This window comes from Pseudomonas sp. 18.1.10 (genome assembly GCF_024655625.1).
GTDB lineage: Bacteria > Pseudomonadota > Gammaproteobacteria > Pseudomonadales > Pseudomonadaceae > Aquipseudomonas.
Map to the genome: position 1 here is coordinate 1 of NZ_JANLGL010000084.1, position 24,078 is coordinate 24,078.

The following is a 24,078-nucleotide window of genomic DNA, read 5'->3' on the forward strand; positions in this document are numbered from 1 at the left end:
TCAGCTGAAATACCTGTAACTGACACACCGCCTTCGCGAGCAAGCCCGCTCCCACACAAGCCCACTCATTCAGTTGGCTTTTCAGCGTGGCTTACGCCCCGTGGCACTTCTTGAATTTCTTCGCACTGCCGCACGGGCAAGGATCGTTGCGACCCACGTCCTTCAAGGCATTGCGCACCGGTTCCTGGTGAGCGTGGCCGCAGTTCGGGCCGTGGACATGGCCGTGGTCGTGATCGTGGTGATCGTGATCGTGGTTGCAGTCAGGACCATGGACATGGGGTTGCTGAGTCATCGATGTCGCTCCGGAATAAAATCGCCGGGGATTATCTCGCCATTGTGGGCCACCTGCACGTCATAACCGATGAATAATCCGGTTTTCAGCTCGCCGTCGAGGCGATAGGGCACCGGTTTGTCCGGGTTTTTCAGCATCTGCACCACATCGCGGATCTGTGGCCACAGGTTGGTACGCACCGAGACCTTGAAGAAGGCATGCCCGCGCGGCGGTACGGTGAGCCACTCGTTGGACTCGCCCTCGGTCAGAACAAAGTCATCCAGCGTCACTTTGTAGATCAGGCCGCGCACGGTCAGGTCGGCGTCGTCGCGGTTGTCGACGCGAAAGTACAGCTTGAATTTCTGCTCCAGCAGCTTGGCCCGCACCACTTCGACTTTGACCAGGGACACGTGGGGCGGCGGCGAGTCGTCTTCGAACCACGACGCGCAGCCGGTCAAACCGAGGGTCAACGCCAGCATCAAGCTGTAGATCCGAAGCATGGCGTTTGTCCTGTGTGGGTTAGAGGTAGCTGGAACAACACTTCTTGAATTTTTGCCCACTGCCACACAGGCAGGCATCGTTGCGCCCGGCCTTCACCTCCACGGTGGGGTCGATGAAGTACCAGCGCCCGTCATTCTGTACGAAAGAAGACTGTTCGCGGTGGCTATGTTCGCCGGTGCTGTCATGCCAGCGTGCGGTAAAGGTCACAAAGGCATGTTCCGGCTGGCCGCCGAACACCTCGGAGCTTTCCACTTCCAGGCCCAGCCAGGTGCTTTGCGCACTCCAGGCGCCGATGGCATCGCGGTCCAGGCCTGCCTGCTGCGCGGGCAAGGTGGTGGCCACCAGATAGTCCACCAGGCCCAGCACGTAGGCGCTGTAGCGCGAGCGCATCAACGCGCTGGCGCACGGTGCCGGGTGGCCGGCGTGATAATGACCGCAGCAGGCATCCAGCAGGTTGCCACTGCCGCAGGGGCAAATGGATGTACTCATTGGGTTACCACCAATACTTTTGGAATTCTGTCAGAGATAACGTTAGCCAAGCCTTGGCATTACCGCAGAAAAGCTCAATGACGGCCTATGACCAGATACTACAGAGGAACGCTAGGGAACTCGACGGCCAGTAGCGTCGGGAGGCAGTTGGCCAGTTCATGCCTTGAGACACTTCGTTGCTCGCTCGCCGAGCTCAGCTGAGGTTCCATTGGGCCCGCTTAGGACAACTCAACCCAGGGCTTGCGGGTAATTAACCTACTTGCCAAAATAAAACCTATTAGGTTAAGTTCGAACATGGAGAAATGGACGCCTCATTGCAAGCTGAATACCGTCAAGGCTTTGGTTGAAACTGGGAAGGTTCGCACGACTCACTCTGCACGTCTCGGCGCCGAGGAACTCAACCTTGACCTTGCCGGGATGTTGGCCGTGATACTGGCCCTCGAGCCCATGGATTTTTACAAGAGCATGACCACTTATGCCGACCACACGATATGGCAAGACGTGTACCGGCCACGCACGAAGGCAGGGACGGTCTACCTGAAACTCACGGTTATCGAAGACGTACTGATCGTGTCCTTCAAGGAGCTATGAATATGAAATGCCCTGTTTGTGGTGCTGCGGGCTTGGTCCATGACACCCGCGACTTACCCTATTCGTACAAAGGCGAAACCACGGTGATTGAGCATGTGACGGGTGAGTTCTGCCCGTCTTGCTCCGAGTCGATTCTGGGTGTGGCTGAATCGGATCGAGTCATGAAACAGATGAGGGTGTTCTCCAAACGAGTCAACGCGGACCTCGTAGATCCCGGTTTTATCGCCGCAGTGCGTAAGAAACTATCGCTGGACCAGCGGGAGGCGGCCGAGATATTCGGCGGAGGGGTCAACGCTTTTTCTCGCTATGAGAACGGCAAGACAAAACCGCCCTTGGCGCTCATAAAGCTTCTCAAAGTCCTCGACCGCCACCCTGAGCTGCTTGACGAAGTCCGAACAGCCTAGGTTCTTATTGGGTTACCACCAATACTTTCCGAAATTTTGCGGGTTGGCCCAGAACCGCGCGTTGAGCCAGTCCGGCACCTGTTTATAGTCAAGCAGATCGTAGGTAAACAGCGTCAGAACCTGCTCATCGCGCTGGAACCGCTCGCCGGCCTGCAGGGCGAGGGAAAAGAAGTCGGTGTCCTTCCATTCGCACGCGCCCAGGTCCACCAGCACCGCGATGCGGCTGGCATTGAGGTTGCGGATGCCGCCGAGCAAGGTCAGGCCTTGCGCTTTTGACAGGTGTTCCAGGCAATCGACCACCAGCGCCAGGTCAAAACGCTGTGCGGCCAACTCGGCCGGCAAGGGGCCGGGCGGGGCAATGGACATTTGGGTGTCCGGGTGTTCGGCCGCAAACGCTTCCAGCGCCGGGAACTGGCTGGCCCCCAACAGCAGCAGGCGTTTGGGCTGGTGCAGGTCGAGCAAGGCAGCCAGGGCTTGCTGGGGTGTACGGGCAGAAATACCAGCGGTCATCAGAGATCCTCACATCAGGACCGTAGAGACTAGCGCGGCTGAGCGTGCGGGCCTAGAGCGGGCGATTGCGAAAAGCCAGCCCTTAATGGCGATCCTCAATGAATTCGGGGGTGTGGCCAACTGGCGCAGATGAAAAGAGCGGTCTTTACTCCACCCATCGGCCCCCGCCGATCCCCTCAGGAGAAATCAGATGAGCATCATGCGGACAGCTCTACCCTTGATTCTGCTAACCGGAGTATTGACAGGTTGCGCAGGTTTGCAAAAAACCGATTGGCCCACCTGCGCCGCCCTTGGCGGTGTGACCGGTGCGGCGATCGGCGCCACTGAAAGCTCGGCCTATGCAGGCGCCGGTGCGCTGTTGATCGGCGGCATGGCAGGCGCCTATTGCTGGGTGCATGGTGATGGCGATGAAGACGGCGACGGCGTGCCGGACAGCCGCGACAAGTGCCCAGGCACACCGAAAGGCGTGCCGGTGGATGCCAACGGCTGCCCACCGGTGCCGGTCGCGGTGGTCGAGGAAGTGGTGGTGGTCAAGGAAGAAACCATCGTGATTCGTGATGTGCACTTTGAGTTCGACTCGGCCAAGTTGACGGCGGCGGATAAAACCACGCTCGACACCATCGCCACCCGCCTGAAACAAGAAGCGCCGACCGCCCAACTGCGGGTCAGCGGCCACACCGACAGCGTCGGCAAAGACGCCTACAACCAGAAACTCTCGGAAAAACGTGCGCATTCGGTCACCGAGTACCTCATCGGTTCCGGCATTCCGCGTAGCAGTTTTGTCTCGGTCACAGGCGCTGGCGAAAGCCATCCGGTCGCCGACAACAAAACCGCTGAAGGCCGTGCCTTGAACCGCCGCGTGGAAATCCAGATCAACCGCTGACAGTCCTTGCCCCTGTGGGAGCCACAGGGGCATTGCTGGCGACTTTTACCGAAACCTCCTACTTCCCAACTTTTTTGAACCTTCACTGGCAAATCGCCGGTAGAAGTCGTTACTGTGCGTCCAAAGAAAAACTAGAAACAGCTTTTGAAACACACTCAAGGGGAGCTCCAAGATGCGTAAGGTTTTACTGTTGGCCCTGCTGGTCAGCCCCATTGCCCTGGCCCAGAGCGTCAGTGTTGAAACCAACTCGCTGATGCGCCTGCCCAGCAGCACCAGCGTGTTGCAACTGGAGCGCCTGGACGTGGCGGACTACGGCACCTTGCTGATTCCGGCCAGCATCAGCCAGGTCACGGTGGATGAACTGCACCTGGGCCGCGAAGCGCGCATCACCATCGTCCCCGGCAATACCGCGCTGCAATTGCAGGTGCGCCATGCGCAACTGGACCACGGCAGCCAGATCACCTCCCGCGGCGCCCCCGGCACCCACGAAAAGCCGGCCAAGGCCGGGCGTGACCTGACCTTGCGCATCAGTTCGCTGGTGGCCGACGAGCTGTCGGTGGACGCCCGTGGCGGCGCCGGGGCCAAAGGTTATGCCGGCCTGGACGGCGCCAACGGCGTGGACCCGGGTTGCACCTGGGGTTCGGCGGGCCGTGGCGCCAATGGCGACAATGGTGGCGACGGCTTGCCCGGCGGCGCGGGTGCGCTGGTGCGGGTCGAGTTGCCGAAGGACTACCCGGCGCAGCAGATCAAGGTCTGGGTGGAAGGTGGTGCGGGCGGCCTGGCGGGTACTGCGGGCAAACCGGGCAAGGGTGGCCAGTCCAAGGGTTGCCTGGTGTATCAGGCCGATGGCGGCGAGAAGGGCCGCCCGGGGTTGGAAGGGCAGCCGGGGCCGGTGGGGCCTGCGGGGTCGGTGACAATCCAGCGGCTTTGAGTCGTTTGGGCTGACGCTATCGCGGGCAAGCCCGCTCCCACATTCGACCGCATTCTCATGTTGGAACTCGGTCAACTGTGGGAGCGGGCTTGCCCGCGAAGAGGCCCTGAAGAACACCCTTAAAACATCGGCCTCGCCGAAGCCACCGCCACCACCACCAACCCAACAATCAGATTAATCCCCACCAACCGGCGAATCTGCCCCAGCACCGCCGCGCCAGTCGGCCAATCCTGCGCCGCCACCGCCGCGCGCAACTCCGGGAACTTCAGGGCCTGGATACGGATAAACAACGCCGTCATCACCAGATACAACCCCATCATCACCTGCACATAACGCGGCGCCGTCTCAAACCCGCTGAAGCGCAATTGCAGCAGGCCAATGCCGCTGATCGGCAAAATCGCCACCGCGACCCACACCCACACGAAAAAACGTTGAAACACATTCGCCCACAATGTGAGCCGGGCAGGGCCCTCAAGTGCCGCCACAGCAGCGGGGCGCAGGATCATCCAGGCGAAAAACATGCCGCCGACCCAGATCAGGGCGGCCAATACATGCAGGGTGTAAGCAAGGCTAAACGCGGTCATTGAGGTACTCCGTTCTGCGCGGGATTAATTAGCGGGGTATGATAGCGGCCGATCCGAACCACTGAAAATTTATCCAGCGTTTTTTGCGCCCGACTATCCATGATCAGCACTGAACTCAAAACCACGATCCAGGGCGCCTATTCGCGTTTTCTCGAAGCCAAGAGCTTGAAACCGCGCTACGGCCAACGCCTGATGATCGCCGAAGTTGCGAAGGTCCTCGGCGATATCGACACCGACGACGAAGGTCGGCGCAGTGGCGACCCTGCGGTCGTGGCCGTCGAAGCCGGCACCGGTACGGGTAAGACCGTGGCCTACAGCCTGGCGGCGATCCCTACGGCCAAGGCTGCCGGCAAACGCCTGGTGATCGCCACCGCGACCGTCGCCCTGCAAGAGCAGATCGTCTACAAAGACCTGCCCGACCTGATGCGCAACAGCGGCCTGAACTTCACCTTCGCCCTGGCCAAGGGCCGTGGCCGCTACCTGTGCCTGTCCAAGCTCGACGTGCTGTTGCAGGAAGGCCACGCGCAAACCGCCACGGCTTCGCTGTTCGAAGAAGAAGGCTTCAAGATCGAGGTGGATGAGGTCAGCCAGAAGCTGTTCACCAGCATGATCGAGAAGCTGGCCGGCAATAAATGGGACGGCGACCGCGACAGCTGGCCCAATGCCCTGGAAGACTCCGACTGGGCGCGCTTGACCACCGATCACAGCCAGTGCACCAACCGGCACTGCCCCAACTTCGGCCAGTGCGCGTTCTATAAAGCCCGCGAAGGCATGGGCAAGGTCGATGTGATCGTCACCAACCACGACATGGTGCTGGCCGACCTCGCCCTGGGCGGCGGTGCCGTGCTGCCGGATCCGCGTGACACCCTGTATGTGTTCGACGAAGGCCACCACCTGCCGGACAAGGCCATCGGCCACTTCGCCCACTACACGCGCCTGCGTTCCACCGCCGACTGGCTGGAAACCACCGCGAAAAACCTCACCAAGTTGCTGGCCCAGCACCCGCTGCCCGGCGATCTGGGCAAGTTGATCGAGCAAGTGCCGGAGCTGGCGCGGGAGATCAAGACCCAGCAGCAGTTCATGTTCAGCGCCTGCGAACAGGTCGCCGACTTCAAGCCGGGCGAAGACGTGGAAGGCCGTGAACGGCCGCGTCACCGGTTTGTTGGCGGCATGATCCCCGAGCACATGCGCGAAATGGGTATCGAGTTGAAGAAGGGCTTTTCCCGCCTGACCGACCTGTTTACCCGTCTCACCGACCTGCTCAAGGAAGGTATGGACGGCGAGGTCAACATCGGCATCGCCAGCAACCAGGCTGAAGAATGGTACCCGCTGTTCGGCAGCCTGCTGTCCCGCGCCCAGGGCAACTGGGAGTTGTGGACCGCCTTCACCGTCGAAGACCCGGAAGACAACCCGCCGATGGCGCGTTGGCTGACCTTGTCGGAAAGCGGTGCGCTGTTTGATATCGAGGTCAACGCCAGCCCGATCCTGGCCGCCGAAATGCTGCGGCGCAATTTGTGGAACGTGGCCTACGGCTGCCTGGTGACCTCCGCCACGCTGACCGCCCTGGGCACGTTCGACCGCTTCCGCATGCGCGCCGGCCTGCCGAAAAAGGCCGTCACCGCCGTGGTGCCAAGCCCGTTCCATCATGCCGACGCCGGTGTCTTGCGGGTGCCGGACCTCAAGGCCGATCCACGGGACGCGGCGGCGCACACCGCCGCGATCATCCGCGACCTGCCGGAGCTGGTCGAAGGCTCGCGCGGCACCCTGGTGCTGTTCTCGTCCCGCAAACAGATGCAGGACGTGTTCGACGGCCTCGACCGCGACTGGCGCAAGCAGGTGTTTATCCAGGGCAACCTGTCCAAGCAGGAAACCCTGAACAAGCACAAGGCGCGGGTGGATGGCGGTGATTCCAGCGTGCTGTTCGGCCTCGCGAGTTTCGCCGAAGGCGTGGACTTGCCCGGCGCCTACTGCGAACACGTGGTGATCGCGAAGATCCCGTTCTCGGTGCCGGACGACCCGGTCGAGGCGGCACTGGCCGAGTGGATCGAAGCGCGTGGCGGCAACCCGTTCATGGAAATCTCGGTGCCGGACGCTTCGTTGAAGCTGGTCCAGGCCTGCGGGCGCTTGCTGCGCACCGAAGAAGACCGGGGCACCATCACCTTGCTCGACCGCCGTCTGGTCACCCAGCGCTATGGCAAAGCTATCCTTAATGCGTTGCCGCCGTTCCGGCGCGAAATTTCTTAAGCCACCGTGGGCGGTTTCGCCCACTTCGTGGTCTATCTCACTGTATTTCATCAGGCCATTCATCGGCCGTCTGGGAGAACCTTGTCTGTATGATTCGCACGCTGCCCGCTCTATTTGCCCTACTGTTCGCCGCGCCTTTGCTGGCCGCGCCTACCGGGCAACAGACCCTGTTCAACTTCGTCCGGCCGGCCGATGTGGTCAAGGTGGCTACCCAGGACGCCAGCCTGCCGCAGTACAACGCCGAACAAACCCCGGAAGGTGAAGTGTTGCGCCGCATCACCTTCAACCCGGCCGCCGAGCCGAGCCTGGTGCTCAGCCCGCAAACCGGCGCCTGGGACTGGTCGCAATCCAGCGCCATGAGCCTGCGCATCCAAAGTGCCATGGACTGGGCGCTGACCCTCTACGTCACGGTGCAGAGCGCCGACGGCAAGACCTTGCGCAGTCGCATCGACCTGCCGGCCGGCCCGGCCCAGACGTTGCTGGTGCCGCTGCAAGCCAACTCGCCGTTGAGCCAGGGCATGAAGGCCGGCCCGCCAATGCCGATCACCGTGGACGGCCAGCGCGTGTTGCTGGCCGGCAGCTTTGGCGAGATCGACCGCAGCCAGGTGGTGTCGGTGACCTTGTCGATGCAAAAGCCCAACGCCGCGCAAAGCATCCTGCTGGAGCGCTTCGGCGTGCAGGACAGCGAGCCGGTTATCAAGGCTGCCTACAACGAGCTGGTGGATGCCTACGGCCAATCCACCCGCGCGCGCTGGCCGGAAAAGGTCGGCAGCGATGAACAGCTCAAGGCCGCGGCGGCCAAGGAACAGCAGCAGCTGCAAGGTTGGCTGGCCACGCGGGATAAATCCGCCCTGGACAAGTTTGGTGGCTGGAACAAGGGCCCGGCGTTCGACGCCAGCGGTTTTTTCCGCACCGAGAAGCGTGACGGCCGCTGGTACCTGGTGACGCCGGAAGGCCATCCGTTTTACTCCCTGGGCGTCAACACCGTCGCCCCGGATAACAGCCAGACCTACGTTTCCGGCCGTGAATGGATGTTTGCGGCGCTGCCCAAGGCGGGCGAGCCGTTGGATAACTACTACGGCAGTGGCGATAACCGTACCGGCAACGGCGCCGGCGAAGGGCGCAGCTTTGGCGCCGGGCGTTGGTACGACTTCTACGGCGCCAACCTGCAACGCACTTACGGTGGCGAGGGTTTCGACCAGAAACGCTGGGCCACCCATACCCTCGACCGCCTGCAGGCCTGGGGTTTCAACACCTTGGGCAACTGGAGCGACGAAGACCTGGCCCGTGCCGATCGCGTGCCGTACACCTTGCCGCTGTCGATTGTCGGCGATTACGCCAGCATCAGCACCGGCACCGACTGGTGGGGCGGCATGCCCGATCCGTTTGACCCGCGCTTCGCCATGGCCACCGAACGCGCCGTGGCCATCGCCGCCCGGGATCACCGCGATGATCCGTGGTTGATCGGCTTCTTTGCCGACAATGAACTGGCCTGGGCCGGTCCCGGCGATGATGCGAAGTCCCGTTACGCCCTGGCCTACGGCACCTTGCGCATGACCACCGACGTGCCGGCCAAGCGCGCGTTTCTCAAGCAATTGCGCGACAAGTACCGCAACGAGGAAGGCCTGTCGAAAGCCTGGGGCATCCATCTGGCGGGCTGGGAGCTGATGGAAGACCCCGGCTTCGAGCCGCCGATGCCGAATGCCGAGCACCCGGAAATCGAGGCCGACTTCAAGTATTTCCAGAAGACCTTTGCCGACGCGTACTTCAAGACCATCTCCGACTCGCTGAAATGGCACGCGCCCAACCAGTTGCTGCTGGGTGGCCGTTATGCCGTGAGCACCCCGGAAGCGGTGGCCGCCTGCGCGCAGTATTGCGATGTGCTGAGTTTCAACATGTACACGCTCAAACCCCAGGACGGTTATGACTTCGCGGCCTTGCGTGCGCTGGACAAGCCGGTGCTGGTCACCGAATTCAACTTTGGCTCGACGGATCGTGGCCCGTTCTGGGGCGGTGTGACGCCAGTGGCCAGGGAAGAGGAGCGTGGCACGGCGTACGCCAATTTCCTCAAGCAGGCCATGGCCGAGCCGTCGATTGTCGGCGTGCATTGGTTCCAGTACCTGGATCAGCCGGTGACCGGCCGTCTGTTGGACGCTGAGAACGGGCATTTCGGCTTGGTTGGCATCACCGATGTGCCGTTCCAGGGCTTTGTCGAGACTGTGCGCAAGAGCAACCTGGCGGCTGTCGATCAACTGGGCAGGGAGGCGGAAAAAGCCAAGGCGGCCAGCGCGGTCCGTGAACATCAAAGCGGTAATGGGGCAAGCGCCGGCAAAGGCGCCGGTCATGCGGGCGGGCACGCGGGAAACGGTCATTGATTCAGCGTTGACGGGTTCACAAAGCCTGCAATGACTGGAACAATGTCGGCCACTTTTCATGGCATTTTTCGAGGGGGCTTAGGTGCAGATTCAGGGTCATTACGAGCTCCAGTTCGAAGCGGTACGTGAAGCCTTCGCCGCCTTGTTCGATGACCCCCAGGAGCGTGGCGCCGGGCTGTGTATCCAGGTCGGCGGCGAAACCGTGGTTGACCTGTGGGCCGGTACCGCCGACAAGGACGGTGCCGAGGCCTGGCACAGCGACACCATCGTCAACCTGTTCTCCTGCACCAAGACCTTCACCGCCGTCACGGCGCTGCAACTGGTGGCCGAGGGCAAGCTGAAGCTGGACGCGCCTGTGGCCGATTATTGGCCGGAGTTTGCGGCAGCCGGCAAAGAGGCCATCACCCTGCGCCAGTTGCTCTGCCATCAGGCCGGCTTGCCGGCAATCCGCCAGATGCTGCCTACCGAAGCCCTGTACGACTGGCAATTGATGGTCGACACCCTGGCGGCCGAGGCACCGTGGTGGACGCCGGGCCAGGGCCATGGCTACGAGGCGATCACCTACGGCTGGCTGGTCGGAGAACTGCTGCGCCGTGCCGACGGGCGCGGTCCGGGGGAATCCATTGTGGCGCGGGTGGCGCGGCCATTGGGGTTGGACTTCCATGTCGGCCTGGCGGATACCGAGTTTCATCGTGTTGCCCATATAGCGCGCAGCAAAGGCAACATGGGCGATGAAGCGGCGCAACGCTTATTGCAAGTAATGATGCGCGAGCCGAATGCGATGACGACGCGGGCATTTGCCAATCCACCGTCTATTCTGACCAGCACTAATAAACCCGAATGGCGACGTATGCAGCAGCCGGCGGCAAATGGTCACGGTAATGCGCGCAGCCTGGCGGGTTTTTATAGTGGTTTGCTGGACGGTAGTTTGCTGGAAAGCGACATGCTGGAAGAGTTGACCCGCGAACACAGTATCGGGCCGGATAAAACCTTACTGACACAAACCCGTTTCGGTTTGGGCTGCATGTTGGATCAGCCACACCTGCCCAATGCCACCTTCGGCCTTGGCCCGCGTGCTTTCGGGCATCCGGGGGCGGGTGGTTCGGTGGGGTTTGCCGACCCCGAGCATGATGTAGCGTTTGGTTTCGTGACTAATACATTGGGGCCTTATGTACTTATGGACCCCCGTGCGCAGAAGTTGGTCAGAATATTGGCCGGTTGTCTGTAAACCCCTTGCTGTTTCACGTTTTTTTGTTACAAAGGCAACTATAAGAAGAGGCTGACGGAAAAGTTGTAACTTTATTCTTATCCCGGCGTCTGTTTAACGGGTCATTCAGATCCCTGATTTTTTCTCATTTTGTGGATATCTCATGTTATCGAACAAGTCCTTGGCACTGGCGCTTTGCCTCACTATTACCGGCTGCGCACAAACCCCACAAAATGATGCCGATGGCGGACATTGGTGGTCATTTGGATCTGATAAGACGGCTGCCAAGGACGCAGTGACCAAGGTCGACGCCAAGCCAGATGCGAAGGCCGCCGCCGACGCCAAGGCTGCCGACCTGAAAGCCGATCTCAAGGCTGCTACCCCGGCACCCGCCGTCGCCAAGACCGACAGCGAAACCCACTGGTGGTGGCCGTTCGAAAGCAAGCCAAAGCCATTGGCCAAGGTCGATGTGACCAACATCCCGATGCCAGACCCAAAAATCACCCAAGCCTGGCTGGACGACTATGAGCCGCGCCTGCGCGCCGCCATCAAGGACAGCAACCTGCAACTGGAGCGCCGTGACAACGTACTCGTCGTGATCGCCCCGGTAGACGGCTCCTACAACCCGAAACGCCCGGCGATGCTGCTGCCGGTCACCCTGGGCCCGTTCACCCGCGTGGCCAAGGCCGTTGAAGCCGACCCGAAGACTGCCGTGCTGGTCCTGGGCCACGTCGATGCTACCGGCACTGCGCCGGCGAGCCAGGCGTTGAGCAAGGAGCGTGCGCAGTCCATCGCCTCGATCTTCAGCCTCAGCGGCTTGAAGCAGGATCGCCTGATGCTGCGTGGCATGGGCGACCTTATGCCGCGTGCCGCCAACGACAGCACCCAGGGCCGTGCGCTGAACCGTCGCATGGAAATTATGTTCACTCAGCGTACAACTATGTTGGCCTTGCTGAGCAAGTACAACTCGGGCAAGACCCCGCCGGTAGCTGAAATGGTGGCCGTGCAGGACGTTCCTGCACCGGCTCCTGCTGCCAAAGCCCCGGCGAAAAAAGCGCCTGCCGCCAAAAAAGCCGCTGCCAAGCCAGCTGCCAAAAAAGCCCCGGCCAAGCCGGCTGCGAAGAAAGCGGCTCCGGCCAAGGCCAAGGCTGCTGCACCGGCTAACGACCAGGCAAAAAACTGACCTGTTGAAGTAGAAGGATAAAGCCGCATGACCCAGGCACTGGCCGATATGCGCCGTGACTACACCCGGGACGGTTTGAGCGAGGCCCAGGCCCCGGCCGAGCCGTTTGCGTTGTTCCACCAGTGGTTTGCCGACGCGGTGAAAACCGAGCAGCCACCGGTGGAAGCCAACGCCATGACCCTGGCCACGGTTGACCAGGAGGGGCGCCCGCACTGTCGCATCCTGCTGCTCAAGGGCCTGGATGCACAGGGCTTTACCTTCTTCACCAACTATCAGAGCGCCAAGGGCGAACAGCTCGCGGCGCGGCCGTTTGCGGCCATGACGTTCTTCTGGCCGACCCTGGAGCGCCAGGTGCGGATCGAGGGGCGGGTGGTCAAGGTGTCGCCTGAGGAGTCGGATGCCTATTACCAGGTCCGTCCATTGGGCAGCCGCTTGGGCGCTTGGGCTTCACCGCAGAGCCAGGTCATTCGTGACCGTGAAGAGCTACACGATTTGCTCAAGGCTACCGAGCAGCGTTTCAGCGATACCCAGCCCGACTGCCCCGAGCATTGGGGTGGTTATCGCCTGCTGCCCGAGCGCATCGAGTTCTGGCAAGGCCGCGCCAGCCGCCTGCATGATCGCTTGAACTACCGCCTGCAAGGGGCCGACTGGACCCGCGAGCGCCTGGCGCCCTGAGCGCCACCTTTCGTCATCCCACCTGAATGTTCTGCGCTGCGCTGACGTCTCTATGCTAAAGACGTCGGCCGCATGCGGCTGCGCGACTACAATGATGAAACAGTCGTGACATCACTTGGCACAAAGGCTGGGCTACCGTTGGTCGAGTTTTGTGGTGCTAGCAGTCTGTACTCAGGCTGAATGAAAGCTATTTTCTGCGGTGCTTGCCGTGACAGGCGCCAAGCCGCAGCGTCTAATGACCACCTGTCCTTTGGAGTTGATGCTATGCGTAAGTCCGTTTTACTAGTTGCCTGCTTCACCACCCTGTCACTTCTGCTGGGTGGCTGTGCTTCGAGTCTGACCGGCGACTCGTACTCCCGTGACGAAGCGCGTCGTGTACAGAGCGTGCGCATGGGCACCATCGAATCCCTGCGCCCGGTGAAAATCGAAGGCACCAAGACCCCAATCGGCGGCGCTGCTGGCGCAGTCATCGGCGGCGTTGGCGGCAGCGCCATCGGCGGCGGCCGTGGCAGCATCGTGACCGCAGTGATCGGCGCAGTCGCCGGTGGCCTGCTGGGCTCGGCCACCGAAGAAGGCCTGACCCGCACCCAAGGCGTGGAAATCACCGTACGCGAAGACGACGGCAGCATGCGCGCCTACGTGCAGGCCGTGCAGGAGAATGAAATCTTCCGCATTGGCGACCGTGTGCGCATCATGACTGTTGATGGGACTAGCCGGGTTACTCGCTAAGCGTTAGCCGCAGAAACGAAAAAACCCCAACCGGGTGACCGGTTGGGGTTTTTTGTTGCAAGTCCAGTTAGTGGCTGGGCTTGAGACTTCAAAGATGCATCGACCTGCAGCCGGATACTACCGTCGGGCATAGTGTCATGCAAGGTTGAACGACGGCCGGCATTGGTATGCTTTGAAGCTTTCTCTTGGCGATTGCCGCTGCAAAGGTTTGCAATAGATACACTAATCAGAAATGGGTATTCGACCTCTTTTGGTCACACCTTCAAGCGGTATTTTGGTTAGGCTCGTCTTCGTTCTGCGTTTGTCGCTTTCAGGTGAGCCGGGTACGCGCGCGAATTTTTGGACCGACCGCCACGGGCTAGTAATCCGTGCCGGATTCATGCGGAAAGCCCATTAACCCGGCCGCCTCAAAGATGCATCGACCTGCATCCAAAGGCCCACATGTTCCGGTAAGTGCGCTGGAGGTAAGGCCCAACTCACGGAGGGCCGAGTATGTCTAAGTTTGCACGACGTACGTGGAGCCTCGTAGTGAACTGCCTGCGTGCTTATCACGTCTGGAAGTTCCTACGGGACAGCTTCGATGACCGTTAAGGTCTGAGAAGTGGAGCCGTCTCGGTTTAGGCCGAGGCGGCTTTTTGGTTTTTTGGGCTGTCAGTTCAGGCTTTCTTGCGACTCGCCATCGCCGTCACCGCATACCCAATACACGCCGCCAGAATCGACCCGGTCAGAATCCCCATCCGATCCTCCCCGGCAAACTCGCTGGCGCCTGGCACAAACGCCAGGGAGCCGACAAACAGGCTCATGGTAAAGCCGATGCCACACAGGATCGCCACACCAAACACCTGGCCCCAGTTGGCGCCTTCGGGCAGTGCGGCCAGGCCGGTCTTGATGGCCAGCCAGGTGAGGCCGAACACGCCGACGGTCTTGCCGATCAGCAGGCCGGCGGCAATGCCCATCGGCACGTGGTGGGTGAAGCTTTCCAGGCTGACGCCGGTCAGGGATACGCCGGCGTTGGCGAACGCAAACAGCGGCAGGATGCCGTAGGCGACCCACGGGTGCAGCGCGTGCTCCAGGGTCATCAGTGGCGAAGGTTCGGCGTTCTTGGTGCGCATCGGGATGCAGAACGCCAAGGTCACGCCGGCCAACGTCGCATGCACGCCGCTTTTCAGCACGCAGACCCACAGGATCAACCCGATAATCAGGTACGGCCCGAGCTTGATCACGCCCAGGCGATTCATCGCGATCAAGGCAATCAGGCAAGCGCCCGCGCCCGCCAGAGCAGCGCCCGAGAGATCGGCGGAATAGAACACGGCAATCACGATGATTGCGCCCAGGTCGTCAATGATCGCCAGGGTCATCAGGAACAGTTTCAGCGACACCGGCACGCGCTTGCCCAGCAGGGCCAGCACGCCAAGGGCGAAGGCAATATCGGTGGCCATGGGGATGGCCCAGCCGGACAGTGCGGCGGGGTAATCCTTGTTGATCGCCCAGTAGATCAGCGCGGGGATGACCATGCCGCCAATTGCCGCGGCGCCGGGCAGCACCACTTGCGAAGGCTTGGACAGGTGCCCATCGATCAGCTCGCGCTTGACCTCCAGGCCGATCAGCAGGAAGAACAGGGCCATCAGGCCGTCGTTGATCCACAGCAGCGCGGGCTTGGCGATTTTAAGGGCACCGATTTGTGCCACCACCGGCACGTCGAGAAAGGCGCTGTAGAGGTGCGACAACGGCGAATTGTTGATGATGAGCGCCAGTGCGGCAGCGGCGATCAATAACAAGCCGCTGGCGGCTTCCAGCTGGAAAAAACGGGTGAAAGTGCTACGCAGAGGCAAGGGATGCTCTCCAATCCAGGTTCAATAGGGGGTTACCCTAACCCGTACCGTTAGTTGTTAAAACAAAAGTTATATTCTTATTTGTTATAAGCGATGGCCCGGGATGACGGTGCGCCAAAGCCTAGCAATTGTGTGTCCAATTGAGTCGGTACTGTATCTGTGTGGAGTGTAGGAAACCTCCTAAGATTGGGGGTGAAATCCTTAGAGAAACTCCTCATGAGCGACCATCGTCCCTGGGCCCGCGAAGCCATTCGCATCATCGAAGCGGACTTCCAGCGCAGCGCTGACACGCACCTGATCCCGCTGCCGTTACCGGGTTTGCCGGGTATCGAGTTGTACTTCAAGGATGAGTCCAGCCATCCCACCGGCAGCCTGAAACATCGGCTGGCACGTTCGTTGTTCCTGTATGCACTGTGCAATGGCTGGCTGACGCCGGGGGCGCCGGTGATCGAAGCCTCCAGTGGTTCGACGGCGATTTCCGAAGCCTACTTCGCCCGCCTGCTTGGCTTGCCATTTATCGCGGTGATGCCGGCGAGCACTTCCCAGGAAAAGATCGCGCAGATCGCCTTTTACGGTGGCAAGAGCCACTTGGTAAACGATCCGACGCAGATCTACGCCGAATCCGAACGTTTGGCGCAGGAAAGTGGCGGCCACTTTATGGACCAATTCACCTACGCGGAGCGGGCCACGGACTGGCGGGCGAACAACAACATCGCCGAGTCGATCTTCCAACAGATGCGCTTTGAGCATTTTTCCGAGCCGAGCTGGCTGATTTCCAGCCCAGGCACTGGCGGTACTACCGCGACGTTGGGGCGTTATGTGCGTTATCGCCAGCATTGCACCCGCGTGCTGTGCGCCGACGCAGAGCGTTCGGTGTTTTTTGATTACTACTTGAGTGGCGACGCGAGCTTGCGCCTGGACTGCGGCTCACGCATCGAAGGGATTGGCCGGCCACGGGTAGAGGCGTCGTTCCTGCCCAAGGTGATTGATGCCATGGTCAAAGTGCCGGACGCGTTGTCGTTGGCGGCCATGCATTACCTGGCTGAACGGTTGGGGCGGCGGGTCGGCGGGTCCAGTGGGACTAACTTGATTGGCGCGTTGATGGCTGCGCAGCAGATGAAGGCGGCGGGGGAGTCGGGGTCGATCGTGGCGATCTTGTGTGATGGGGGTGAGCGGTATGCCACCACCTACTATGATCCGGCGTGGCTTGAGGCGCAGGGCTTTGAACTGGCTGGCTTGATTGCGGTTGTAGCGGCGAGTGTTGAGCGGGGCGAGCCGCTGCCGGCTAGCGTCCTGCGCGCCAATATCTGACGCTGCACCAAAACCAGTGTTAGAAGTGGTTAGTGTGGGAGCGGGCTTGCCCGCGAAAGCGGCGGATCAGACAACACACTTGTAACTGACAGACCGCTATCGCAGCGATGCGGCGGCCCGACAAGCGAGCTCCCACACAAGCCAGCTTCCACAGTGGGTGTGTGGAAGCCGTAGGGTAAATGTCAGGCTTCGATGCCCAACATATCCCGCGCCAACGCCTCGGCAATCCGAATCCCGTCCACACCCGCCGACAGAATCCCACCGGCGTAACCCGCGCCTTCACCGGCCGGGAACAGGCCTTTCACGTTCAAGCTCTGCATCGCTTCATTGCGGGTAATCCGCAGTGGCGATGAAGTGCGCGTCTCGATACCGGTCAACACGGCATCGTGCAGCGAGTAGCCCTTGATCTGTTTCTCGAACGCCGGCAGCGCTTCGCGGATCGCCTCAATGGCGAAGTCCGGCAGCGCGAGGGCCAGATCGCCCCAGGACACACCCGGCTTGTAGGACGGTTCAACACTGCCAGTGGCGGTGGACGGCTTGCCAGCAATGAAGTCGCCTACCAACTGCGCCGGTGCCTCGTAGTTGCTGCCGCCGAGGATGTAGGCGTGGGATTCCAGGCGCTCCTGCAATTCGATACCCGCCAGCGGGCCACCCGGATAGTCCACCTCTGGCGTGATGCCGACCACGATGCCGGAGTTGGCATTGCGCTCGTTACGCGAGTATTGGCTCATGCCGTTGGTCACGACGCGGCCCGGTTCGGAGGTCGCTGCGACGACCGTGCCGCCTGGGCACATGCAGAAGCTGTAGACCGAGCGGCCGTTCTTGGCGTGGTGCACCAGTTTGTAGTCTGCAGCGCCGAGTTTTGGATGGCCGGCGTATTTACCCAGGCGCGCCGCGTCGATCAGCGACTGCGGGTGTTCGATACGGAAACCCACCGAGAACGGCTTGGCTTCCATGTACACGCCGCGGCCGTGGAGCATGCGGAAGGTGTCGCGGGCGCTGTGGCCGAGGGCCAGGATCACGTGCTTGGAGAGGATCTGCTCGCCGCCGTCGACCACTACGCCATGCAACTGGCCGTCTTCAATCAGCACGTCAGTGACGCGTTGCTCGAAACGCACTTCACCGCCGAGGGCGATGATCTGTTCGCGCATGTTTTCCACCACGCCGGTCAGGCGGAAGGTACCGATGTGCGGTTTGCTGACGTACAGGATCTCTTCCGGCGCGCCGGCCTTGACGAACTCGTGCAGGACTTTGCGCCCGTGGAATTTCGGGTCCTTGATCTGGCTGTACAGCTTGCCGTCGGAAAACGTCCCGGCGCCGCCTTCACCGAACTGCACGTTGGACTCGGGGTTGAGCACGCTTTTGCGCCACAGGCCCCAGGTGTCCTTAGTGCGCTGGCGCACTTCCTTGCCGCGTTCAAGGATGATCGGCTTGAAGCCCATCTGTGCCAGCAGCAGCCCGGCGAAGATCCCGCACGGGCCAAAGCCCACGACGATCGGGCGTTCGCTCAGGTCTTGTGGCGCCTGGCCGACCACCTTGTAGCTGACATCCGGCGCCGGGTTGACGTTGCGGTCATCGGCGAACTTGAGCAGCAGGGCGGCTTCACCCTTCACGTTCAAGTCGATGGTGTAGATGAAGCACAGCTCCGACGATTTCTTGCGGGCGTCGTAGCTGCGCTTGAACAGGGTGAAATCGAGCAGGTCATCACTGGCGACGCCCAGGCGCTGCACGATGGCAGGCCGCAGGTCTTCTTCGGGATGGTCGATGGGCAGCTTGAGTTCGGTGATTCGTAGCATGACAGGATCCGGTGTGCGGCGTTCGTAAGGCCGGCGGTTTTGCAAACCGGCGATTATAAGCCCCAACCGTGGTTTCCCGTCATGCTAAAACAGCGCAGGGGGCAATCAATCGTCCCGTGAACCGCCGAAAGCCGCACAGCCACGCTGGACTTGACCGTTGATCCGCAATTCGGCGGTCATGTGTTGCAGGCTGCCGCTGACGCTATCGATGCAACGTTGCGGCGCGACCCACAGTTCGACCTTCTGGTTGTTGGCCTCGGTCATCAGGTTGAAGCGGCCGTCGCCGATTTGCTCTTCCACATACGGCACCGCCAGTGGCGGCTGGCCTTCACGTTCCAGCACCATGCCCTTGGCCGTGACGTTCATCGCCCAGGCCGGCTTGTGCCCGTTGGCGCGCAGGATCATGCGCTTGAAGTCCGGGTCGTTGCAGGCCGAGGTCGAGCGCTCCACGCGGTAGAGCTGCTGCAGGTCCACGCTGCCCTGGGTGCCGCTGGCGACACCCGAGAACTTGCCGCGCAGGTCGGCGAACAGCGCGCCTTGCTGGCCGGCCAGGGACGCGGCTTCCTGCAGGATGCTGGTGCCGCCGGTGTCGTTGACCACGTAGTTGCGTTGGTCGTTGCACGGCTGGAACAGCAGCTTGCCATTGACCGCCGTGAGTTCGCCCTGCATGCGGGTCAGGCCGGCAGTTGACGGTTTGGCCGGCTCGCTCTCGAACATCTGGCAGGCGGCGAACAGGGGGAGCATGGCAAGCAGGGCAAGGGTACGAACGGCACGCATAGAGGGTCTCCAGACAAGTGCCGCCACGTTACGCAGGCTGGCGTTGCATCACAAGCCAGGAATTCGAACAGGTGATGTGCAGAGGGGCGGCGAGGGTTTTTCCTATACGTCGGCTTTGGCGCGTATGCAATGCTGGCCTTTTTCACTGGAGCATCATCGATGAGCGTGCTGATTGCCTTCTTGGCCGCGCTATTGGCCCCACTCGTTGCATGGGCCGAACCGCCGGCGAAGCTTTTTTACAACGCGCAGACTGATTTTGTGGAGATGAGCCTGGCGTTGAAAACGGCCCACAACCCAAATCCTCAGTCTGTCGATGTCAATGTGACCCTCAGCCCTGAAGCCAAGGCCCGCACGGCGGCAGTTTCCACGCAGGCGATTGGCAAGCCGCTGGCGCTATACCTCAATGGCCGGCTGCTCACCACAGCAACCGTGCACACTCCGATCGTTTCGGGGAGCCTGCGTTTTTCGATCCCGAAAACCATGTTGCCGGATTTGCTGCCTTCGTTGCTGAGGTGAGGTTTTTTCAGCCGACGATAAAGGTTTGCCCGGTCTGCAAGCCTTCGACGCTTTTGGCGTAGGCCAATCCGACATCGGCCCCGGCAACGGGTTTGAACCCGCGAAAGTACGGCGCGTAGCTGCCCATGGCTTCCACCAGCACCGTCGGGCTGACGGCGTTGATACGCAAGCCGCGCGGCAACTCGATCGCCGCCGCCTTGACGAACGCATCCAGCGCGCCATTGACCAGCGCCGCCGAGGCACCGGTGCGGATCGGGTCACGGTTGAGAATGCCGCTGGTAAACGTGAACGAGGCGCCGTCGTTGGCGTACTCGCGGCCGATCAGTAGCAGGTTGACCTGGCCCATCAACTTGTCGCGCAGGCCCAGGTCAAAATCGGCTTCGCTCATGTCACCCAGGGGGACGAAGTTCACGCTACCCGCCGCGCACACCAGGGCGTCGAACTTGCCGGTCTGTTCAAACAGTTTGCGGATCGAGGTGCTGTCGCTGATATCGACCTGGAAGTCACCGCTGCTGCGGCCGATGCTGATGACCTCGTGGCGCTGTGCCAGTTCTGCCTTGACCGCCGAGCCTACGGTGCCGCTGGCACCAATCAATAGGATTTTCATGGGGCTGTTCCTCCAGGGGTAAGTGAGGTTTCAGTCTAGAGTGGCTTTTTCAATGGATAAACGTGCTAATAGGCAACCTTTGGTTTTCTATTGGAAACAATCCATGAGCGAGATGGATGACCTGGCGGCCTTTGCCGTCCTGATCGAAGCCGGCAGTTTCACCGTGGCGGCCGAGCAATTGGGTTGCAGCAAGGGGCAGTTGTCCAAGCGCATCAGCCAGTTGGAAGCGCAGTTTTCCGTGGTCTTGCTGCATCGCACCACGCGCAAGCTGAGCCTCACGGCTGCCGGCGCGGCGTTGTTGCCCCAGGCCCAGGCGCTGGTGGTGCAGGTGGATCGCGCCCGTCAGGCATTGGCTCGGCTGAAAGACGATTTGGCCGGGCCGGTGCGTATGACGGTTCCTGTTTCGCTGGGCGAAACCTTCTTTGATGGCTTGTTGCTGGAGTTTTCCAAGCAATACCCGCAGGTGCAGATCGAGTTGGAGCTGAACAACAGCTACCGCGACCTGGCTCGGGATGGCTTTGACCTGGGGGTGCGCTCGGGCGCGATTGAAAACGAGCGCCTGGTCGCCAAGCCGCTGCTGGCCTGGCATGAAATGACCTGCGCCAGCCCCGCCTACCTGGAACAGCACGGCGAACCGCAGACGCCGGCGGACTTGGCTGCCCATACCTGCCTGCTCAACAGCCACTACAGCGGCCGCGAAGAGTGGCTGTACCACCAGCAACATGAATTGTTGCGGGTGCGGGTCAGCGGTACCTTCGCGTCCAACCACTACAACCTGCTGAAGAAAGCCGCCTTGGTGGGGGCCGGTATTGCGCGCCTGCCATCCTACGTATTACCGGCGGAATTGGCTGACGGGCGTTTGCGCTGGCTCCTGCGGGATTATCAGACGCGGAGTATGCCGATGTACCTGGTCCATCCTTATCAAGGCGGCCTGCCACGGCGCACTCAAGTACTGGCCGATTACCTGGTGGACTGGTTCAAGCGCAGCGGCGAGGCCCTGGACCGGCTTTAACCGTAGCGCCGGGCAATCAGGTGGTCGATGGACAGGCGCCCCGGGCCCTTGGCCACCAGCAGCAACAGCACGGCCAGCCAGGTGCCGTGGGTCGGGTAGGCATCCGGGTAGACGAACAACTGAATGACCAGGGTCATGCCAACCAGCGCCAGGGCCGAAAAACGCGTGGCAAAGCCCACCAGGATCAGCACCGGGAAGAAGTGCTCGGCAAACGCCGCCAGGTGCGCGGCCACCTCCGGCGACAACAACGGCACGTGATATTCACTGCGAAACAACGGCAGTGTCGAGGCCGCGAGGCGCGGTTCGCCCAGTTGGAAGGTGCCGCCGATCAGGTCAACGGCAAAACCTTCGACCTTGGTTTGCCCCGACTTCCAGAACACCGCTGCGATGGAGAAGCGTGCGAGAAACGCGATCAGGCTGTAGGGGATTTTCTCTAAAAGCGCGATTGCCCGATTTATCAGGCAGGTGGGGGCAGTGTTCATGGCGATACCTTTTGTTCCAGGTGCAGATGGGTGATGGCCGCGTGACTGACCAGCAGTGACAGGCATTTGTGCAGGTCGAACTCGGTCGACGCCTCAAGGGCATGAGCGACTGCCTGTTGCAGTGTTGAGCGGTGGTTCAGGCTGTTGATAAACGCCACGGTGCCGCGGTCGATGGCGAACACCTTGACGCCCAGGCCGTGGCGCAACACCAGCGCACTCTGTGGGGGCCAGGGGTTCAAGGTGGCGATGGCACCTTCGGTCTGGTGTGCGGCCCACACGGCAACGACGGCGTACGCGCTGTTCAGCGTGGCGAGGGACGGGTGCAGTTGCAGGCGCAACGTGCCCAGGTCGGCCTGGTTTTGCAGGTGCCAGACGACGGCGTGCTGATCCAGGCCCGGCGTATCCGCCGCGTGATAAGCCTGCACGCGCAGGCGTTCAAGCTGTGCGACATCGGCCAGGTACGGCACGCTGGCAGCGGGTTCGAAGCCGCGGATGAACTCGGCAAATGAGTCGCCGTATTCACTCATCAGCGGGCTGGTTGGCGGACAGGCCTGTACGTAGAGGCCGGCCATGGCGCGAAAGAATGCGTCGCCCACCAGTTGCACGGTCACCGGGTGCGCCGTCGCCAGCGCATGGATCAATGCGCTGTGTACGTTGTTGCGGTACACCGCAAACCGGCTGGCCGGGTCGGCACCGTTGCTACTGAACAGGCCCTCGGGGCAGGGCAGTTCAGGTGCCAGCAGGGCGTGGGTAAATCTGTCGTAGCGACTCATGAAAGCACCTGCGACAAATGCCAGTCGGCCTGTTGGGCCTCAGCGTGAAGCACGCTGAAGGCCGGCACCTGGTTATCCCGTTCGATCAGCGTGGCCACCGGGCCGGTGCGTGCCAGTAGGGTTTCGTACAGGCGCCACACGGCGTTATCGATGGGCGCACCGTGATCGTCGATCAGCAAGCGGTCGCCAAGGTTGTCAGTGTCTTCGGCAAACCCGGCCAGATGAATCTCGCCGACAGCGTGCAACGGCAGTGCGTCGATGTAGGCCTGTGGCTCGCGTTGATGATTGATACACGACACATAGACGTTGTTGACGTCCAGCAGCAAGCCACAGCCGGTGCGGCGGATGACTTCGCTGATGAAGTCCGTCTCGTCCAGGGTCGAGCGCTGGAATTGCAGGTAGGTTGAGGGGTTTTCCAGCAGCATGGGCCGCTTGAGCGTGCTTTGCACTAGATCCACGTGTTCGCAGACGCGCTTGAGGGTGGCGGCATCGTAGGCGAGGGGCAGCAGGTCATTGAGAAACACTGGGCCGTGGCTTGACCAGGCCAGGTGTTCGGAAAAGGAGTGGGGTTGATAGCGCTCGATCAGCGCAGCCAGCCGTGCCAGGTGTTCACGGTCCAGCGGGCCTTCGCCGCCGATGGACAGGCCCACGCCGTGCAATGACAGCGGGTACTGCTCGCGGATCAATCCCAGGTAGTGGTGAAACGGCCCGCCGGCGACCATGTAGTTTTCGGCGTGCACTTCAAAAAAGCCGATGTCGGGGGCGGTCTCAAGCACTTCGCTGAAGTGCTCATGCTTGAGCCCCAGCCCGGCCCGGCGCGGGAGGCCGGGCGCCTGAGCCTGGGAGACGGCTGGCAAGGATGAAAGGGTCATCATCAGTACTCAGGCTGTGCAGGTTTCAGGACTTGGCGGTGAAGGCGGCTTCCTGGCCGAAACCGGTGGGCGAGGTGGCGCTTGGGGTTTGGGTGCAGGTGCCGGCCGGGACCAGTTTCCAGGCGTTGGCCTGGTCTTTGGTTTTCGACGTGCCGGCGCAGGATGTGCCAGCGCCTGCGGCGCAATCGTTCTTGCCGGCTTCAGCGACGCCGAAGCATTTCTGCATGTCGTCGGCCGCGTGGGCGGTGGAGGTCAGGGCGGACAGGCTCAGGGCGGAACCGAGGGCCAGGACGAGGGTGGCGGCGGACAGTTTGGTGGTCATGGTGAATCTCCAGCAGCGGGTTGAGTTGGCGGGCTTGGGTGCCTGCTTGTACCACTAGAGACAGGAGGGTTGGATCTGTTACAAACCCACCAAAAATAATTTCAGGTTTCATGAAATTTAAGGATCACATAAAGCAAATGTGGGAGCGGGCTTGCTCGCGAAAGCGGACTGTCAGCCAACAGATACTTGGCTGATCCCTGT

26 protein-coding genes are annotated in these 24,078 nt (G+C 61.5%); 13 read left to right on the plus strand and 13 right to left on the minus strand.

All coding sequences use genetic code 11. The features are described from left to right. Nucleotides 1–91 precede the first annotated feature (91 nt). From NUV89_RS15830 to NUV89_RS15840, 3 genes are read right to left on the minus strand one after another with little or no spacing between them, the layout of a single operon-like run. Nucleotides 92–292, minus strand: a complete 201-nt coding sequence (locus NUV89_RS15830) for an SEC-C metal-binding domain-containing protein (protein ID WP_026136698.1) — start codon at nt 290–292, stop codon at nt 92–94. Beyond that, nucleotides 289–771 (minus strand): LEA type 2 family protein, encoded by a 483-nt coding sequence (locus tag NUV89_RS15835; protein ID WP_257782059.1) that lies wholly within the window; start codon nt 769–771, stop codon nt 289–291. Before NUV89_RS15835 ends, NUV89_RS15830 begins: the two co-directional genes overlap by 4 nt. 19 nt (nt 772–790) lie before the next feature. Beyond that, a complete protein-coding gene (locus NUV89_RS15840) occupies nt 791–1,261 on the minus strand; it encodes a YchJ family protein (protein ID WP_135310924.1) in 471 nt (156 codons plus the stop codon). 294 nt (nt 1,262–1,555) lie between these two features. On the opposite strand from NUV89_RS15840, the gene NUV89_RS15845 reads away from it, so the two are divergent. Then, the gene (locus tag NUV89_RS15845; RefSeq protein ID WP_017735957.1) at nt 1,556–1,852 is read left to right on the plus strand and encodes a type II toxin-antitoxin system MqsR family toxin; all 297 of its coding nucleotides are present in this window, start codon (nt 1,556–1,558) and stop codon (nt 1,850–1,852) included. 2 nt (nt 1,853–1,854) lie between these two features. Next, nucleotides 1,855–2,256, plus strand: coding sequence for a type II toxin-antitoxin system MqsA family antitoxin (locus NUV89_RS15850; RefSeq protein ID WP_257782060.1), 402 nt, complete (start codon nt 1,855–1,857; stop codon nt 2,254–2,256). A 12-nt stretch (nt 2,257–2,268) separates the two neighbouring features. On the opposite strand, the gene NUV89_RS15855 is transcribed toward NUV89_RS15850, so the two are convergent. Beyond that, nucleotides 2,269–2,766 (minus strand): DUF6231 family protein, encoded by a 498-nt coding sequence (locus tag NUV89_RS15855; RefSeq protein WP_257782061.1) that lies wholly within the window; start codon nt 2,764–2,766, stop codon nt 2,269–2,271. A gap of 190 nt (nt 2,767–2,956) precedes the next feature. Here NUV89_RS15855 and NUV89_RS15860 point away from each other — a divergent pair, with 190 nt between their 5' ends. Both NUV89_RS15860 and NUV89_RS15865 read left to right on the plus strand, forming a co-directional pair. Continuing rightward, nucleotides 2,957–3,649, plus strand: a complete 693-nt coding sequence (locus NUV89_RS15860) for an OmpA family protein (protein WP_257782062.1) — start codon at nt 2,957–2,959, stop codon at nt 3,647–3,649. Between the two features lie 172 nt (nt 3,650–3,821). Then, nucleotides 3,822–4,580: a collagen-like protein gene (locus NUV89_RS15865; RefSeq protein ID WP_257782063.1), complete on the plus strand. Its 759-nt coding sequence runs from the start codon at nt 3,822–3,824 to the stop codon at nt 4,578–4,580. A gap of 119 nt (nt 4,581–4,699) precedes the next feature. Here NUV89_RS15865 and NUV89_RS15870 read toward each other — a convergent pair whose 3' ends face one another. Next, nucleotides 4,700–5,164 carry a CopD family protein gene (locus NUV89_RS15870; RefSeq protein WP_257782064.1) on the minus strand — a complete coding sequence of 155 codons (465 nt, stop codon included), beginning with the start codon at nt 5,162–5,164 and terminating at the stop codon, nt 4,700–4,702. Between the two features lie 99 nt (nt 5,165–5,263). Here NUV89_RS15870 and dinG point away from each other — a divergent pair, with 99 nt between their 5' ends. From dinG to NUV89_RS15900, 6 genes are all read left to right on the plus strand, one after another. Then, the gene (gene dinG, locus NUV89_RS15875) at nt 5,264–7,408 is read left to right on the plus strand and encodes an ATP-dependent DNA helicase DinG (protein ID WP_124525991.1); all 2,145 of its coding nucleotides are present in this window, start codon (nt 5,264–5,266) and stop codon (nt 7,406–7,408) included. An 89-nt stretch (nt 7,409–7,497) separates the two neighbouring features. Continuing rightward, a complete protein-coding gene (locus NUV89_RS15880; protein WP_257782065.1) occupies nt 7,498–9,783 on the plus strand; it encodes a beta-galactosidase in 2,286 nt (761 codons plus the stop codon). Between the two features lie 82 nt (nt 9,784–9,865). Next, complete coding sequence (locus tag NUV89_RS15885) at nt 9,866–11,011, plus strand: serine hydrolase domain-containing protein (RefSeq protein ID WP_257782066.1); 1,146 nt, start codon at nt 9,866–9,868, stop codon at nt 11,009–11,011. Nucleotides 11,012–11,153: 142 nt separating this feature from the next. Beyond that, on the plus strand, nt 11,154–12,173 hold the full coding sequence (locus NUV89_RS15890; RefSeq protein WP_257782067.1) for an OmpA family protein: 1,020 nt from the start codon (nt 11,154–11,156) through the stop codon (nt 12,171–12,173). 27 nt (nt 12,174–12,200) lie between these two features. Beyond that, the gene (gene pdxH, locus NUV89_RS15895; protein WP_257782068.1) at nt 12,201–12,848 is read left to right on the plus strand and encodes a pyridoxamine 5'-phosphate oxidase; all 648 of its coding nucleotides are present in this window, start codon (nt 12,201–12,203) and stop codon (nt 12,846–12,848) included. A gap of 264 nt (nt 12,849–13,112) precedes the next feature. Next, nucleotides 13,113–13,577 (plus strand): glycine zipper 2TM domain-containing protein, encoded by a 465-nt coding sequence (locus NUV89_RS15900; protein WP_026136695.1) that lies wholly within the window; start codon nt 13,113–13,115, stop codon nt 13,575–13,577. A gap of 656 nt (nt 13,578–14,233) precedes the next feature. On the opposite strand, the gene nhaA is transcribed toward NUV89_RS15900, so the two are convergent. Further along, nucleotides 14,234–15,409, minus strand: coding sequence for a Na+/H+ antiporter NhaA (nhaA, locus tag NUV89_RS15905; protein WP_257782069.1), 1,176 nt, complete (start codon nt 15,407–15,409; stop codon nt 14,234–14,236). 216 nt (nt 15,410–15,625) lie between these two features. Here nhaA and NUV89_RS15910 point away from each other — a divergent pair, with 216 nt between their 5' ends. Next, entirely contained in the window at nt 15,626–16,720 is a 1,095-nt protein-coding gene (locus NUV89_RS15910) for a PLP-dependent cysteine synthase family protein (protein ID WP_257782070.1), read from the plus strand. Between the two features lie 182 nt (nt 16,721–16,902). On the opposite strand, the gene NUV89_RS15915 is transcribed toward NUV89_RS15910, so the two are convergent. Further along, the gene (locus tag NUV89_RS15915) at nt 16,903–18,516 is read right to left on the minus strand and encodes an NAD(P)/FAD-dependent oxidoreductase (protein ID WP_257782071.1); all 1,614 of its coding nucleotides are present in this window, start codon (nt 18,514–18,516) and stop codon (nt 16,903–16,905) included. Nucleotides 18,517–18,621: 105 nt separating this feature from the next. Then, a complete protein-coding gene (locus NUV89_RS15920) occupies nt 18,622–19,293 on the minus strand; it encodes a COG3650 family protein (RefSeq protein ID WP_257782072.1) in 672 nt (223 codons plus the stop codon). Nucleotides 19,294–19,452: 159 nt separating this feature from the next. Here NUV89_RS15920 and NUV89_RS15925 point away from each other — a divergent pair, with 159 nt between their 5' ends. Then, complete coding sequence (locus tag NUV89_RS15925; RefSeq protein WP_257782073.1) at nt 19,453–19,809, plus strand: hypothetical protein; 357 nt, start codon at nt 19,453–19,455, stop codon at nt 19,807–19,809. A 7-nt stretch (nt 19,810–19,816) separates the two neighbouring features. Here the strand turns inward: NUV89_RS15925 and NUV89_RS15930 are convergent, their stop codons facing one another. Continuing rightward, nucleotides 19,817–20,416 carry a short chain dehydrogenase gene (locus NUV89_RS15930; protein ID WP_257782074.1) on the minus strand — a complete coding sequence of 200 codons (600 nt, stop codon included), beginning with the start codon at nt 20,414–20,416 and terminating at the stop codon, nt 19,817–19,819. Between the two features lie 103 nt (nt 20,417–20,519). Between NUV89_RS15930 and NUV89_RS15935 the strand changes: the two genes are divergently transcribed. Then, complete coding sequence (locus NUV89_RS15935; RefSeq protein WP_017735940.1) at nt 20,520–21,428, plus strand: LysR family transcriptional regulator; 909 nt, start codon at nt 20,520–20,522, stop codon at nt 21,426–21,428. Here the strand turns inward: NUV89_RS15935 and NUV89_RS15940 are convergent. Genes NUV89_RS15940 through NUV89_RS15955 form a run of 4 tightly spaced genes read right to left on the minus strand, consistent with a single transcriptional unit; the run spans nt 21,425 to nt 23,877 of the window. After that, nucleotides 21,425–21,910: a DoxX family protein gene (locus tag NUV89_RS15940; RefSeq protein ID WP_257782075.1), complete on the minus strand. Its 486-nt coding sequence runs from the start codon at nt 21,908–21,910 to the stop codon at nt 21,425–21,427. The genes NUV89_RS15935 and NUV89_RS15940 overlap by 4 nt on opposite strands. Continuing rightward, nucleotides 21,907–22,683 carry a DNA-binding domain-containing protein gene (locus tag NUV89_RS15945; RefSeq protein WP_257782076.1) on the minus strand — a complete coding sequence of 259 codons (777 nt, stop codon included), beginning with the start codon at nt 22,681–22,683 and terminating at the stop codon, nt 21,907–21,909. Before NUV89_RS15945 ends, NUV89_RS15940 begins: the two co-directional genes overlap by 4 nt. Then, complete coding sequence (locus NUV89_RS15950) at nt 22,680–23,558, minus strand: DUF692 domain-containing protein (protein WP_257782077.1); 879 nt, start codon at nt 23,556–23,558, stop codon at nt 22,680–22,682. Before NUV89_RS15950 ends, NUV89_RS15945 begins: the two co-directional genes overlap by 4 nt. 22 nt (nt 23,559–23,580) lie before the next feature. Then, entirely contained in the window at nt 23,581–23,877 is a 297-nt protein-coding gene (locus NUV89_RS15955; protein WP_257782078.1) for a DUF2282 domain-containing protein, read from the minus strand. Nucleotides 23,878–24,078 lie beyond the last annotated feature (201 nt).